This window comes from Holophagales bacterium (assembly GCA_016719485.1).
Classification (GTDB): Bacteria; Acidobacteriota; Thermoanaerobaculia; order UBA5066; family UBA5066; genus UBA5066.
The window spans coordinates 253,266-268,804 of record JADJZB010000021.1; the positions used below are offsets into that span (position 1 = coordinate 253,266).

Consider the following 15,539-nt stretch of genomic DNA (forward strand, 5'->3'; position numbering starts at 1 on the left):
TCCGACCGGCCCCCCGGGAATCGCGCCGTCGCGCCGGACGGTATATCCCTCTTTACGCCTTACCCCTCTCTCGGCTGAAGGGAGCCCGCTCGAATGGCTGACCGCATGCTCGCCCCGGGGCAGACCCCCCGCCACGATTTCGGCAAGATCAAGACCTTCCTGCCCCTGCCGAACCTGATCGACGTACAGAGGAGGTCCTACGAGGACTTCCTCCAGATGGACCTGCTCCCCGTGGAGCGGGCCGATGTCGGTCTCGAAGCCGTTTTCCGCGGTGTGTTTCCCTTCTCCGACTTCCGCGAGACCTGCGCCCTCGAGTACGTGTCGTACCGGATCGGCGACCTGGCCTCGCGGAGCGGACGGCTCGAGGGAATCCAGCACCTGCGCTTCACCTGCGAGCACTGCGGGGCTACGGTGCGCGTCAAGGACCCGAGGGCCAACCGGGTCGAGTGCCAGGTCTGCGGGCACCCCAACCCGAACAAGGTCACGATCGACGAGGTCTGCGGGACCCCGGTCGAGCTCCGCCTCCCCTTCACCGTGGCCGAGTGCCAGGAGCGCGGGCTGACCTACGCCGTGCCGCTCAAGGTGACGTTCCGGCTGAAGGTCTTCGACAAGGAGAACGCCCCGACCGGGAAGAGCGCCCCGAAGGAATGGCCGATCCGGGACATCAAGGAGGAGGAGGTCTACTTCGGAGACATCCCCCTCATGACGGACAACGGGACCTTCATCATCAACGGCACGGAGCGCGTCATCGTTTCGCAGCTCCACCGTTCGCCGGGGGTCTTCTTCACCCGCGAGGGGGCTCACACCCTCATCGGCAAGATCATTCCCTACCGCGGCTCCTGGGTGGAGTTCGAGATCGATTCCAAGGGCCTCTTCGGCGTCCGCATCGACCGGAAGCGGAAGTTCCCGGGGACGGTCTTCCTCCGCGCGCTGGGCCTCGAGAGCGACGAGCAGATCCTCAAGAAGTTCTACTCGGCCGTCGGTCTGACGTTCGACAAGGGCAAGGCACACCTCGTCCTGCCTCCCGACGTCCTCACGAAGGAAGAGCTGCGCCTCAAGCACCTCCGCGGCATCAAGAAGGACGGCAAGATCTTCGCCGACGTCAAGCTGAACGCCGACCAGCGTGAGAAGCTGGCCGCCGGCACGCCGGTGACCGTCGCGGTCGACCCGGCCAAGCTCGGCCGAATCCTCTTCGCCGTCGACGTCGTCGACCTCTCCTCGGGCGAGGTCCTCTACGAGGCCGGGAGCGAGGTACCGGACGATCTCGGCACGGTCATGACGGAGAAGCAGGCGACCCCGGTCGAGGTCCTCTTCCCCGACTGGGAGCCGATCGGCGAGACCCTCATCGCCACCCTCCGGAAGGACTCCGTCAAGACGAAGCGAGAGGCGCTCCTCGAGATCTACAAGCGGATGCGCCCCGGCGACCCGCCGACGGACGAGAGCGCCAAGAACCTCTTCGTGGGGATGTTCTTCGACCCGCGCAAGTACGACTTCTCGCGCGTGGGGCGCTACAAGTTCAACATCCGGATGGACCTCTCGACGTCGCTGGACCAGAAGACGCTCTCCTCGGACGACTTCTTCGTCGTCATCAACTCGCTCCTCAAGCTCAAGCGCGACATCGGCAAGATCGACGACATCGACAACCTCGGGAACCGCCGCGTCCGCTGCGTCGGCGAGCTCCTCGAGAACCAGTTCCGGATCGGCCTCGTCCGCATGGAGCGGGCCATCAAGGAGAAGATGTCCGTCCACCAGGACATCGACTCCGCGATGCCGCACGACCTGATCAACTCCAAGCCGGTCATCGCGGCGATCAAGGAGTTCTTCGGCTCCTCGCAGCTGTCGCAGTTCATGGACCAGACGAACCCGCTCTCCGAGGTGACGCACAAGCGCCGTCTCTCGGCCCTCGGGCCGGGCGGCCTCTCGCGCGAGCGCGCCGGGTTCGAGGTGCGCGACGTCCACGCCACGCACTACGGCCGCATCTGCCCGATCGAGACGCCTGAAGGGCCGAACATCGGCCTCATCTCGTCCCTCTCGACCTACGCGCGGATCTCCGAGTACGGCTTCATCGAGGCACCGTACAAGAAGGTCCGCGACGGACGCGTTCTCGAGCACTACGAGGTCGTCACCGTCGGCGACTCCGGCTGGTCGAAGGGCGCCATCGTCGAGGGGTCCGAGCTCGAGGCGATGAACGCCAAGCTCAAGAAGGCCGGCAAGAAGCTCGCCGTCGGGAGGCCGACCGCCTTCTACCTTCCCGCGTGGGAGGAGGAGGACTACAGCATCGCTCAGGCGAACGAGCCGCTCGAGGCGGACGGCCGGTTCCAGAACGACCGCGTCCAGGTCACGCTCCAGGGCGAGTTCAAGGCCGAGCCGCGCGAGAAGGTCCAGTTCATGGACGTCTCGCCGAAGCAGCTCGTCTCCGTCGCGGCCGCGCTCATCCCGTTCCTCGAGCACGACGACGCGAACCGGGCCCTCATGGGCTCGAACATGCAGCGCCAGTCGGTTCCCCTCCTCAGGACCGAGCCGCCGATCGTCGGCACGGGTCTCGAGGGCGTCGTCGCCCGGGACTCCGGGGCCGTCGTCCTCTGCAAGAGGGACGGCATCGTCGACACGGTCGACGCCCGTCGCATCATCGTCCGGGTCGAGGGGATCGGCCCCGACGGCAAGCCCCGCGAGTTCGGCGCCGACATCTACCCGCTCCTGAAGTTCCGGCGCTCGAACCAGAACACCTGCATCAACCAGAAGCCGATCGTCAAGGAAGGCGAGCGGGTCGTGGCGGGCCGGGTCCTGGCCGACGGTCCCTGCACCTCGGGCGGCGAGCTCGCGCTCGGCCGCAACATCCTCGTCGCCTTCATGCCGTGGCGCGGCTACAACTTCGAGGACGCGATCCTCATCTCCGAGAAGATGGTGAAGGAGGACTACTACACCTCCATCCACATCGAGGAGTTCGAGATCGAGGCCCGCGAGACCAAGCTCGGCCCCGAGGAGATCACCAAGGACATCCCGAACGTCTCCGAGCACGCGCTCAGGGACCTCGACGAGTCGGGGATCATCCGGATCGGCGCGAACGTCAAGCCGGGCGACATCCTCGTCGGCAAGGTCACGCCGAAGGGCGAGACCCAGCTGACCCCCGAGGAGAAGCTCCTGCGCGCCATCTTCGGCGAGAAGGCCGGCGACGTCCGCGACGCCTCGCTCAAGTGCCCGCCTGGCATCGAGGGCGTCGTCGTCGACGTGAAGATCTTCACCCGCAAGGACGACGAGAAGCAGAAGGACGTCCGGGCCAAGCAGATCCTCGACGAGGAGATCGGCTACCTCAACAAGGACGCCGACGACGAGATCCGCATCGTGCGGACCGAGGCGCGCGAGAAGATCGAGCGCCTCCTCGAGGGCCGCGCGGTCCTCGAGGACGTCGTCGACCCGCAGGGGAACGTCCTCGTCGCCTCCGGGCACAAGCTCACGGTCGAGAAGATCGGGATGATGGGGCCGCGGCTCCTCAAGGGGCTGAAGCTCCGCGACGAAGAGGTCCGCGACACCGTCCGGCTCGTCCTGCAGCGGGCCGACTCCCAGGTCGACGTCATCCGCAAGGTGGCGGCCGACCGGATCCACCTCCTCTCGAAGGGGGACGAGCTCGCCCCCGGCGTCAACAAGACCGTCAAGGCCTACGTGGCCATGAAGCGCAAGCTCCAGGTCGGCGACAAGATGGCCGGCCGCCACGGGAACAAGGGCGTCATCAGCCGGATCCTCCCCGAGGAGGACATGCCGTACCTTCCGGACGGCACGCCGGTCGAGATCGTCCTCAACCCGCTCGGCGTTCCGTCCCGAATGAACGTCGGGCAGATCCTCGAGACCCATCTCGGCTGGGCCGCCAAGGCGCTCGGCCTGAGCATCGCCTCGCCCGTCTTCGACGGCGCGAACGAGGACGAGATCCGCGTCCTCCTCGAGAAGGCGAACCTGCCGCGCAGCGGCAAGACCGACCTCTACGACGGCATGACGGGCGACCGCTTCGAGCAGAAGGTGACGGTCGGGTACATCTACATGCTCAAGCTGTCGCACCTCGTCGACGACAAGATCCACGCCCGCTCCATCGGCCCCTACTCGCTCATCACGCAGCAGCCCCTCGGCGGCAAGGCCCAGTTCGGCGGCCAGCGGTTCGGCGAGATGGAAGTCTGGGCGCTCGAGGCCTACGGCGCGGCGTACACGCTCCAGGAGCTCCTCACCGTGAAGTCCGACGACGTCGAGGGGCGCTCGCGCGTCTACGAGTCGATCGTCAAGGGCGAGGTCCCCGAGGAGCCCGGACTGCCGGAATCGTTCAACGTCCTCGTGCGCGAGCTGCAGTCGCTCTGCCTCGACATCGAGCTTCTGAAGGTCTGAGGAGGGAGACATGACCATGGACACCTTCGGCGTTCCCCCCCTCTCGCCCGCGGCGCCCGCGTTCCGGGGCACGGGGCCGCGCGACTTCAACGCGATCAAGATCGCCCTCGCCAGTCCAGAGAAGATCCGCTCCTGGTCCTTCGGCGAGGTCACGAAGCCGGAGACGATCAACTACCGGACGTTCAAGCCGGAGAGGGACGGCCTCTTCTGCGCGAAGATCTTCGGGCCGATCACCGACTGGGAATGCCTCTGCGGCAAGTACAAGCGGATGAAGCACCGGGGCGTCGTCTGCGACAAGTGCGGCGTCGAGGTGACGAAGTCCAAGGTCCGCCGGGAGCGGATGGGGCACATCGAGCTGGCCGCGCCGGTCTCGCACGTCTGGTTCTTCAAGGGCCTCCCGAGCCGGATCGGACATCTCCTCGACCTGACCCTGCGCGACCTCGAGCGGATCCTCTACTTCGAGGCCTACGTCGTCGTCGACCCGGGTCCGCTCGCCGACGAGGAGAACATCCTCGAGAAGGTCCTCATCACCGAGGAGCGCTACCGCGAGTTCAAGGCGAAGTACGGCCCCGACGCGTTCGTCGCCAAGATGGGCGCCGAGGCGATCCAGGAGCTCCTCCAGCGGGTCAACATCGACGACCTCGCCGACGAGCTCCGCCTCATCATGAAGACCGAGACCTCGGCGCTGAAGCGGCTGAAGGCCGCCAAGCGGCTCAAGGTCGTCGACGCCTTCCGGCGCTCGGGCCACAGGCCCGAGTGGATGATCCTGAACGTCATCCCGGTCATCCCGCCGGAGCTGCGGCCCCTCGTGCCGCTCGACGGCGGCCGGTTCGCGACGTCCGACCTGAACGACCTCTACCGGCGCGTCATCAACCGCAACAACCGTCTCAAGAAGCTCCTCGAGCTGCGCGCCCCGGAGGTCATCGTCCGGAACGAGAAGCGGATGCTCCAGGAGGCGGTCGACGCCCTCTTCGACAACGGCCGCCGGGGCCGCGTCCTGAAGGGGACGAACAACCGCCCGCTCAAGTCGCTTTCCGACACCCTCAAGGGCAAGTCCGGCCGCTTCCGGCAGAACCTCCTCGGCAAGCGTGTCGACTACTCGGGCCGTTCGGTCATCGTCGTCGGACCCGAGCTGAAGCTCCACCAGTGCGGCCTTCCCAAGAAGATGGCGCTCGAGCTCTTCAAGCCGTTCATCTACCGCCGCCTCGAGCAGAAGCAGCTCACGTCGACGATCAAGATGTCCAAGGAGCTCGTCGAGCAGGCGCCGAACGAGGTGTGGGACGCTCTCGAAGAGGTCATCAAGGAGCACCCGGTCCTCCTGAACCGGGCGCCGACGCTCCACCGCCTCGGCATCCAGGCCTTCGAGCCGGTCCTCATCGAGGGCAAGGCCATCAAGATCCACCCGCTCGTCTGTGCGGCCTTCAACGCCGACTTCGACGGCGACCAGATGGCGGTCCACGTGCCGCTCTCGCCGAAGGCGCAGGTCGAGGCGCAGGTCCTGATGCTCTCGTCGCACAACATCCTCTCTCCCGCGCACGGCAAGCCGCTCACGGTGCCGTCGCAGGACCTCGTCCTCGGGCTCTACTACCTCACGCGCCGCAAGGAAGGCACCAAGGGAGAAGGACGGGTCTTCCCGGGCTTCGACGAGGTGCTCCTCGCGCACGGCGCCGGCGAGCTCGACACGCACGCCGGGATCACGGTCCGCTACACGGGGAAGCTCATCGACCTCGAGAGCCAGGTCCTCGGCGACCAGGACATCGTCCACGCCGAGCCGATCGAGTGCAAGGCGACGCGGATCGAGACGACCGTCGGCCGCGTCCTGATGTCGGCCCACCTCCCGAAGGACATCCCGTTCATCAACGGGACGCTCAAGAAGAAGGGGCTCCAGGACCTCGTCAACTACTGCTTCGTGAACCTCGGGCTCCCCCGGACGGTCGAGATCCTCGACATCGTCAAGACCCTCGGGTTCACGGTGGCGACCAGCGCCGGGATCTCGATCGGCATCGACGACATGCGGATCCCGGCGAAGAAGACGGTGTTCGTCGACAAGGCGCGCAAGGACGTCCTCGAGGTCGACAACCAGCGCGCCCAGGGCGCCATCACGGACGGCGAGCGCCACAACAAGATCATCGACATCTGGCACCGGGCGACCGAGTCCGTCGCCGAAGAGATGTTCAAGGAGATGAAGGCGGAGGACGCCGCGCCGGGGAACGAGTTCAACCCCATCTACATGATGGCCGACTCGGGCGCCCGAGGCTCCAAGGAGCAGGTGCGGCAGCTCGCCGGGATGCGCGGCCCCATGTCCAAGCCCTCGGGCGAGGTCATGGAGCAGCCGATCATCTCGAACTTCCGCGAGGGCCTCTCCGTCCTCGAGTACTTCATCTCGACCCACGGCGCCCGCAAGGGCCTCGCCGACACCGCCCTGAAGACGGCGGACTCGGGCTACCTCACCCGCCGCCTCGTCGACGTCGCCCAGGACGTCATCATCAACGAGGAGGACTGCGCCACGCTCGACGGCATCACCGTCACGGCGATCGTCGAAGGGGGCGAGATCCTCGAGCCTCTTCGCGACCGCATCGTCGGCCGGTACGTCCAGGAAGACGTCTACGACCCGGCCTCGGACGCCCCGATGGTCGAGGCGAACGACCTCATCAGCGAGGAGATCGCGACGGCGATCCAGGAGGCGGGCATCGAGCGGGTGAAGATCCGTTCGGTCCTCACCTGCGAGACCCGCCGCGGCGTCTGCCGCAAGTGCTACGGCCGGAACCTCGCGACGGGCCGAATGGTCGACATCGGCGAGGCGGTCGGCGTCATCGCGGCGCAGTCGATCGGCGAGCCCGGCACCCAGCTCACGATGCGGACGTTCCACTACGGAGGTACGGCCCGCGTCGCCGAGGCGGCCCGCCACATGGCGAAGAACCCCGGCGTGGCCCGCATCCTCAACGCCCTCACGGTCCGCAAGAACGACGGCACAGAGGTCGTCGTCAACCGCAACTCGAAGCTCGTCATCCAGGACGCCAAGGGGCGCGAGAAGGAGCGCTACTCGCTCGCCTACGGCTCCGTCCTGAAGGTGATCGACGGGGAAGAGGTGAAGCCGGGACAGCTGCTCGTGAGCTGGGACCCGTTCGCCTCGCCGATCCTCTCGGAGATCGCGGGCAAGGTCGTCTTCAAGGACATCATCGAGGGGGAGAACCTCCGCGAGGAGACCGACAAGGTCACCGGCAAGGCCCAGCGGATCGTCGTCGAGACGACCGGCACGACCGAGAAGCGGGCGCCCCAGCTCGTCGTCCTCGGCGTCGACGGGACGGAGCGCCGGTACGCCCTCCCGATTCCGTCGAACCTGATGGTGGCCGACGGCGACACCGTCAACCCCGGAGACGCGCTCGCCAAGAAGCCGGTCGAGAAGAAGCGAACCCGCGACATCGTCGGCGGCCTTCCTCGCGTCGTCGAGCTCTTCGAAGCGCGCCGGCCGAAGGAGCCCGCGGTCATCACCGAGGTTTCCGGCGTCGTCCGGCATGCCGGGACGGTGAAGGGGCAGCAGAAGCTCGTCGTGGAGTCCGAGGACGGGCAGAAGCGCGAGATCCTCGTCCCGCGCGGCGCGCACGTCATGGCCCAGGAAGGGGAGCGCGTCGAGGCCGGGGACTCCCTGACCGAGGGCGATCCTTCCCCGCACGACATTCTCGCCGTCAAGGGCGAGAAGGAGCTGCAGCGGTACATGACCGACAAGATCCAGGAGGTCTACCGCTCGCAGGGCGTCGGCATCAACGACAAGCACATCGAGGTCATCGTCCGCCAGATGATGCGGAGCGTCCGCGTCGAGGAGGTCGGCGACACCGAGTTCCTGATCGACGAGCAGGTCGACAAGTTCCGGTTCCGCGAGGAGAACGACCGGATCGTCGCGGCGGGCGGAAAGCCCGCGCAGGGGCGCCCGCTCCTCCTCGGCATCACGAAGGCCTCCCTCTCGACGGACTCGTTCGTCTCGGCGGCCTCGTTCCAGGAGACGACCCGCGTCCTCACGGAGGCTTCGATCGCAGGGCGCATCGACCTCCTTCGTGGACTGAAGGAGAACGTCATCGTGGGACGCCTCATCCCGGCGGGCACCGGGATGGAGTACTACCGCAATATCGAGCTCGAAAGGGAAGAGATCCCGATCCAGCCGGACGAGATCGAGGAGCCGTACTACGACGACGAGCCGCCGGTGGTGGCGGCGGACCTCGACGAAGAGATCTGAATTTAACCTGGGGGAACCCGGTCCGCCGGGTTCCCCCAATCCCCCTCCGCGCGGGGAGGAAGCTCGCTCGCTCGCACGGAACCATGGAACCCGGTCCGCCGGGGGAGCCGGGGGTGGGACCCCGGCGAGTCGAACCCCTCCGCGCGGGAAGGAAGCTCGCTTCGCTCGCACGGAATCATGGGGGAACCCGGACGGCCGGGTACCCCCTCCGGACGCAGGACGCTCGTTCCTGCCGCCCGGAACCGCCCCGGACCGGCCTTTGAACCGCATGGGTTGACAGGCCGGGGACTTGCACGTAATCTCTGCCGGTTTCGCCCCTCGGACTGAGCCCTTCGGGCTCTCCGGGAGAGCGATCCGACATCGAAAATTCCGGGGAGACACGGCCCGATGGGCCGAAAAGTCGTCTCTCCGGCGCGGAAGAGGAACCGAGGAAACCTGATGCCGACGATCAGCCAGCTCGTTCGAAAGGGGCGCGAAGCGGTTCGTTACAAGACGAAGTCGCCCGCCCTGCAGTCCTGCCCGCAGCGCCGGGGGGTCTGCACCCAGGTCAAGACCACGACTCCCAAGAAGCCGAACTCGGCGCTGCGAAAGATCGCGCGCGTCCGCCTCACGAACGGCATCGAGGTCACGACGTACATCCCCGGCATCGGGCACAACCTCCAGGAGCACTCCATCGTCATGATCCGTGGCGGCCGCGTGAAGGACCTTCCCGGCGTTCGCTACCACATCATCCGTGGGACTCTCGACGCCGTCGGCGTCGCGAACCGCAAGCAGTCCCGCTCCAAGTACGGCGCCAAGCGCCCGAAGTCATAAGGGACAGGGGAGAAGAGTCGTGCCGCGCCGTCGCGAAGTTCCCAAGCGAGAGGTCCTTCCGGACCCGCTCTACCAGTCCCAGCTCGTCACCAAGTTCATCAGCTCCGTCATGAAGTGCGGAAAGAAGTCCACCGCCGAGGGGATCTTCTACGGCGCCATGAAGCAGATCGAGGGCAAGACCCAGGACGATCCGCTCAAGACGTTCAAGAAGGCCCTGGAGAACGTCAAGCCGGCCCTCGAGGTCAAGTCCCGCCGCGTCGGCGGCTCGACCTACCAGGTCCCGGTCGAGGTGAAGCCGAATCGCCGGACGTCTCTCGCGATCCGCTGGATCATCAACTACTCGCAGGCCCGTGGCGAGAAGACCATGAAAGACAAGCTCGCGGGCGAGCTCCTGGACGCGGCCAACAACCGCGGGAATTCCGTGAAGAAAAGGGAGGATACCCACAAGATGGCGGAGGCCAATAAAGCCTTCGCGCACTACCGCTGGTAGTCGCCTGCACGGAAAGGGAGGAAGCCGGTTGACGGCATCCTCCCCGGGAAACCCGGAGTCCGTGGAAACCGGCCGCACCCTCTAGGGGACGGCGAGGTCCGCGGAGACAACCGAACCGGGACACGCATTACAGCGTGCGGAACCCGCCCGAGGTCGCGGAAACGCGAAGCCCGGGAGGGTTCGACGGCGCAGACACGACCGAGGTCGGGAAACAAAACCTTTATGGCGAGAACGCACGCGCTCGAAAACTGCAGAAATATCGGCATCATGGCTCACATCGATGCCGGTAAGACGACGACTACGGAGAGGATCCTCTTCTACACCGGCGTCAGCTACAAGCTGGGTGAGGTCCACGAGGGCACTGCCACGATGGACTGGATGGTGCAGGAGCAGGAGCGCGGCATCACGATCACTTCGGCCGCCACGACCTGCGCCTGGAAGGGCACCCGGATCAACATCATCGACACGCCGGGGCACGTCGACTTCACCGCCGAGGTGGAGCGCTCGCTCCGCGTCCTCGACGGCGCGGTCGCGGTCTTCGACGCGGTGTCGGGCGTCGAGCCGCAGTCGGAGACGGTCTGGCGCCAGGCCGACCGCTACGGCGTTCCCCGCATCGCGTTCGTCAACAAGATGGACCGCGTCGGGGCCGACTTCGACCGCTGCGTCGAGATGATGATCTCCAAGCTCGGCGCCAAGCCGGTGCCGATCATCCTCCCGTGGGGCTCTGCCGAGACGTTCCGCGGCGTCATCGACCTGTTCGACGAGATCGCGTACGACTTCAAGGACGAGGCCCTCGGCGCCGAGTTCCAGACCGTCGAGGTCCCGGCCGAGCACCGCGCCGAACTCGCCGCCTGGCGCGAGAAGGCGATCGAGGCGATCGCCGAGACCGACGACGAACTGATGCACAAGTACCTCGAGGGGATCATCCCCTCGGCGGCGGAGCTCAAGGCCGCCCTCCGGCGGGCGACGATCATCGGGCGGCTCCACCCGGTCGTCTGCGGCTCCGCGTTCAAGAACAAGGCCGTCCAGCAGCTGCTCGACGCCGTCATCGCGTACCTCCCCTCTCCGATCGACATCCCGCCCATCAAGGGAGTCGACGAGGACGGCAAGGACACGTGGCGCGAGACGAAGGACGACGCCCCGTTCGCGGGCCTCATCTTCAAGATCATGACCGACCCCTTCGTCGGCCAGCTCGCCTTCTTCCGCGTCTACTCGGGGCACCTCGACGCCGGGTCCGGCGTCTACAACGCCACGAAGCAGACGAACGAGCGGGTCGGCCGTCTCCTCAAGATGCACGCGAACAAGCGCGAGGAGATCAAGGAGATCTGGGCGGGCGACATCGGCGCGGCGGTGGGCCTGAAGAACGTCGTCACGGGCGACACGATCTGCGAGAAGAAGTCCGTCGTCGTCCTCGAGGCGATGAAGTTCCCCGAGCCGGTCATCACCCTCTCGATCGAGCCGAAGACGAAGGTCGACCAGGAGAAGATGGGCCTCGCCCTCGCGAAGCTCATGCAGGAAGACCCGACGTTCCGGGTCACGACCGACAAGGAGACGAACCAGACGATCATCGCCGGGATGGGCGAGCTCCACCTCGAGATCATCGTCGACCGCCTGATCCGCGAGTTCAACGTCGGCGCGAACGTCGGCAAGCCCCAGGTCGCCTACCGCGAATCGATCCGCAAGGAGGCGCAGGCCGAAGGGCGCTTCATCCGCCAGACGGGCGGCAAGGGCCAGTACGGCCACGCGAAGATCCGGCTCCGGCCCCACCCGGAAGGGAAGGACTACGAGTTCGTCAACGCGATCGTCGGCGGCGTGATCCCGCGCGAGTTCATCAAGCCGATCGACCAGGGAATCCGGGAGGCGATCCTCACGGGGGTCCTCGCGGGCTATCCCACGACGCAGATCCAGGTCGAGCTCTACGACGGCTCGTACCACGACGTGGACTCCTCGGAGATGGCGTTCAAGATCGCCGGCTCCATGGCGTTCCAGGCCGCGGCAAAGAAGGCCGACCCGGCCCTCCTCGAGCCGATGATGGCCGTGGAGGTCGTCACGCCCGAGGACTTCATGGGCGACGTCATCGGGGACCTGAACTCGCGCCGCGGAAAGATCAACCACATGGAGCCGCGCGTGAACTTCCAGGTCATCACGGCGAGCGTCCCGCTCTCGGAGATGTTCGGCTATTCCACGACCCTGCGGTCCCTGACCCAGGGCCGGGCCAACTACAGCATGCAGTTCGAGCGCTACGACGAGGTCCCGAAGGCGATCGCCGAGGGAATCATCGCGAAGGTCTCAGCCTGATCCGGCTGGTCCCCCGCGAGAGAACGAGTCGGGCAACACCCAACAGACTTCCCTAGAGGTCTGACACGACGGACCGAGGAGAGATTCGGAGGAAACGATGGCCAAGGAGAAATTCGCGCGCACGAAGCCCCACGTGAACGTCGGGACCATCGGGCACATCGACCACGGCAAGACGACGCTCACCGCCGCGATCACGAAGGTCCTCTCGACGAAGGGCTTTGCGACCGCCAAGGCGTACGACGACGTGGCCAAGGCCGACGCCAAGACCTTCCGTCGCGACGCGACGAAGATCCTCACCGTCGCCCTCGCGCACGTCGAGTACGAGACCGAGAAGCGCCACTACGCCCACATCGACTGCCCGGGCCACGCCGACTACATCAAGAACATGATCACCGGCGCGGCGCAGATGGACGGCGCGATTCTCGTCGTCGAGGCCCCGAAGGGCCCGATGCCGCAGACCAAGGAGCACGTCCTCCTCGCCAAGCAGGTCAACGTCCCGGCGATGGTCGTCTTCCTCAACAAGTGCGACCTGATGGAGGACCCCGAGCTCCTCGACCTCGTCGAGCTCGAGGTGCGCGACCTCCTCAACAAGTACGAGTTCCCCGGCGACACGATTCCGGTCATCCGCGGGGCGGCCATCAAGGCGCTCAACGACCCGTCCGGTCCGGACGCCCAGTGCATCTGGGACCTGGCGAAGGCCCTCGACGACAACATCCCGGACCCGGTCCGTGAGACCGACAAGCCGTTCCTCATGCCGATCGAGGACGTCTTCTCCATCTCCGGCCGCGGCACGGTCGTCACCGGCCGTGTCGAGCGCGGCATCGTCAAGGTCGGCGAGGAGATCGAGATCGTCGGCTTCAAGGACACGGTCAAGAAGGTCGTCACCGGCGTCGAGATGTTCAAGAAGCTCCTCGACCAGGGACAGGCCGGCGACAACATCGGCGTCCTCCTCCGGGGCGTCGAGCGCACCGACGTCGAGCGCGGCCAGGTGCTCTGCAAGCCCGGCACGATCAAGCCCCACACGAAGTTCATGGGCAAGATCTACGTCCTTTCCAAGGAAGAGGGCGGCCGCCACACGCCGTTCTTCAACAACTACCGTCCGCAGTTCTTCATCCGCACGACGGACGTCACCGGCTCGGCCAAGCTCCCCGAGGGCGTGGAGATGGTCATGCCGGGCGACAACGTCGAGCTGGAGATCACCCTGATCGCCCCGATCGCCATCGAAAAGGGGCTCAAGTTCGCAATCCGCGAGGGCGGCCGTACCGTTGGTGCGGGCACCGTCACGGAGATCCTTGCCTAACGAGGGGCCGGTCGTGAAGGGGGGCGCAGAAGGCGCTCCCCGTACACGGCCGGTCTCCGCCCCAAAGGGCGGAACCACGAGAAAGACGATGGGCAACGACAAGATCCGCATCCGCCTCAAGGGGTACGACTACCGCATCCTCGACCAGTCGACGCTCGAAATCGTCGACACGGCGCGCCGTTCGGGCGCCAAGGTCGCCGGCCCCATCCCCCTGCCGACGACCATCTCGCGGTGGACGGTCAACCGCTCCCCGCACGTCGACAAGAAATCGCGTGAGCAGTTCGAGATGCGGACCCACAAGCGACTCCTCGACATCTTCGAGTGGACGCCGCAGACCGTCGACGCCCTCACCAAGCTGGAGCTCCCCGCCGGTGTGGAAGTCGAAATCCGCACCATGGGGAAGTAGTCCGGAGCCGCAACGAGGTTTTTGACCATGATCACAGGGATTCTGGGGCGCAAGATCGGGATGACCCAGCTCTTCGCTGCCGACGGCACCGTGGTGCCGGTGACGGTGGTGGAGGCCGGGCCGTGCCTGGTCGTCCAGCGCAAGACCAAGCAGAACGACGGCTACGACGCGGTCCAGCTCGGGCTCGTCGGGCCCCGTCCGTCGCCCCGCCGCCTCACGAAGGCCGCCCGCGGCCACTTCGAGAAGGCCGGCGTCCCCCCGACCCGGACCGTCGGCGAGGTCCGGTGTGAGGAGGGGGACCCGTTCGCCCCGGGCGACAAGGTCCTCTGCGACATCTTCAACCCCGCCGAGCACGTCGACGTCGTCGGCGTCTCCAAGGGGAAGGGATTCCAGGGGGTCGTCAAGCGCCACGGCTTTGCCGGCGGCGTCGCGACTCACGGCTCGATGTTCCACCGAGCCCCCGGCTCGATCGGAGCCTCGGCGTACCCCTCCCGCGTCTACCCCGGGACCCGCTCGTCGGGCCGGATGGGCGGGAAGCAGATCACGACCAAGAACCTCGAGGTCGTCAAGATCGACGCCGAGAACCACCTGATCTACCTGAGGGGCGCGGTCCCCGGGGCCCGGAACACGGTCATCAAGATCGTGAAGAAGGCCCCGCGGACGCAGGCGGCTTGAGGAGAGGGACGATGCCGACCATCAAGAAGACGGCTCCCTCCACGAGCCTCACCGTCCCGATCCGGAACCTGAACGCCGAGACCGTCGGCGAGGCGAACCTCCCCGAGGAGATCTTCGGGGTTCCCTTCCGCCGCCACATCGTGTGGGAGGTCGTCCGGGCGATCCGCGCGCGCGAGCACGCGGGGACCCACAAGGTCAAGGTCCGCTCCGAGGTCTCCGGCTCGGGAAAGAAGCCTTTCAAGCAGAAGGGCACCGGCCGGGCCCGCCAGGGCGGCGGCCGTCCGCCGATCCACCGCCACGGCGGCACGGTGCACGGGCCGGTCGTCCGCTCCTACGACCTCAAGGTCAACGTCGCGACGAAGAAGGCGGCCCTGCGCTGCGTCCTGTCGGAGAAGCTCCGCGAGAACCAGCTCTTCCTCCTCGAGAGCCTCGAGCTCCCGACGCACCGGACGAAGGACCTCGCCGCGACGATGGCCAAGCTCGGCATCACCGGCAAGGCGCTCCTCCTGGACCGCCGCGAGAACGAGAAGCTCGCGAAGGCCGCGCGGAACAACCCCTTCCTGGCCGTGGAAGACGCTCTCGGCCTCGACGCCTACTCGGCGCTCGAGGCGGGGGCGGTCATCCTGACGGAGCAGGCACTCAAGACGGTCACCGAGGTGCTCGGATGAAGACCGCCCAGTCGATTCTCCTGAAGCCCATCATCACCGAGAAGTCGACCACCTTGCGCGAGACGCAGAACGTCCTCACGTTCAAGGTGGCCGGCGACGCGAACAAGATCGAGATCCGGCGCGCCGTCGAGGTCCTCTTCAGCGTCAAGGTCGACTCCGTCCGCGTCCTGAAGACGACGTCGAAGATCAAGAAGGTCGGGCGTTCCATCGGCCGGACGAGCGAAGGGCGGAAGGCCTACGTGAAGCTGAAGGCGGGCGAGAAGCTGCCGCCGATCTTCGAGGGGGTCTGA

General features: G+C 66.6%; 10 protein-coding genes. All 10 read left to right on the forward strand.

Annotation, left to right across the window (positions count from 1 at the left end; all coding sequences use genetic code 11):
- The first annotated feature begins 93 nt into the window (after window positions 1–93).
- The 10 genes from rpoB (at window position 94) to rplW (ending at window position 15,539) form a co-directional block, all read left to right on the forward strand.
- On the forward strand, window positions 94–4,368 hold the full coding sequence (rpoB, locus tag IPN03_13135; protein ID MBK9374631.1) for a DNA-directed RNA polymerase subunit beta: 4,275 nt from the start codon (window positions 94–96) through the stop codon (window positions 4,366–4,368).
- A gap of 16 nt (window positions 4,369–4,384) precedes the next feature.
- Window positions 4,385–8,599 carry a DNA-directed RNA polymerase subunit beta' gene (gene rpoC, locus IPN03_13140; GenBank protein MBK9374632.1) on the forward strand — a complete coding sequence of 1,405 codons (4,215 nt, stop codon included), beginning with the start codon at window positions 4,385–4,387 and terminating at the stop codon, window positions 8,597–8,599.
- Between the two features lie 438 nt (window positions 8,600–9,037).
- A complete protein-coding gene (locus IPN03_13145) occupies window positions 9,038–9,412 on the forward strand; it encodes a 30S ribosomal protein S12 (protein ID MBK9374633.1) in 375 nt (124 codons plus the stop codon).
- Window positions 9,413–9,431: 19 nt separating this feature from the next.
- Entirely contained in the window at window positions 9,432–9,902 is a 471-nt protein-coding gene (gene rpsG / locus IPN03_13150; GenBank protein ID MBK9374634.1) for a 30S ribosomal protein S7, read from the forward strand.
- Window positions 9,903–10,124: 222 nt separating this feature from the next.
- Complete coding sequence (fusA, locus tag IPN03_13155; GenBank protein MBK9374635.1) at window positions 10,125–12,200, forward strand: elongation factor G; 2,076 nt, start codon at window positions 10,125–10,127, stop codon at window positions 12,198–12,200.
- 97 nt (window positions 12,201–12,297) lie between these two features.
- On the forward strand, window positions 12,298–13,500 hold the full coding sequence (gene tuf, locus IPN03_13160; protein MBK9374636.1) for an elongation factor Tu: 1,203 nt from the start codon (window positions 12,298–12,300) through the stop codon (window positions 13,498–13,500).
- Between the two features lie 88 nt (window positions 13,501–13,588).
- A complete protein-coding gene (gene rpsJ, locus IPN03_13165; protein MBK9374637.1) occupies window positions 13,589–13,906 on the forward strand; it encodes a 30S ribosomal protein S10 in 318 nt (105 codons plus the stop codon).
- Window positions 13,907–13,933: 27 nt separating this feature from the next.
- Entirely contained in the window at window positions 13,934–14,581 is a 648-nt protein-coding gene (rplC, locus tag IPN03_13170; protein ID MBK9374638.1) for a 50S ribosomal protein L3, read from the forward strand.
- Window positions 14,582–14,592: 11 nt separating this feature from the next.
- Window positions 14,593–15,249 carry a 50S ribosomal protein L4 gene (gene rplD, locus IPN03_13175; protein MBK9374639.1) on the forward strand — a complete coding sequence of 219 codons (657 nt, stop codon included), beginning with the start codon at window positions 14,593–14,595 and terminating at the stop codon, window positions 15,247–15,249.
- Window positions 15,246–15,539 (forward strand): 50S ribosomal protein L23, encoded by a 294-nt coding sequence (gene rplW, locus IPN03_13180; protein MBK9374640.1) that lies wholly within the window; start codon window positions 15,246–15,248, stop codon window positions 15,537–15,539. The genes rplD and rplW overlap by 4 nt, the downstream gene beginning before the upstream one ends.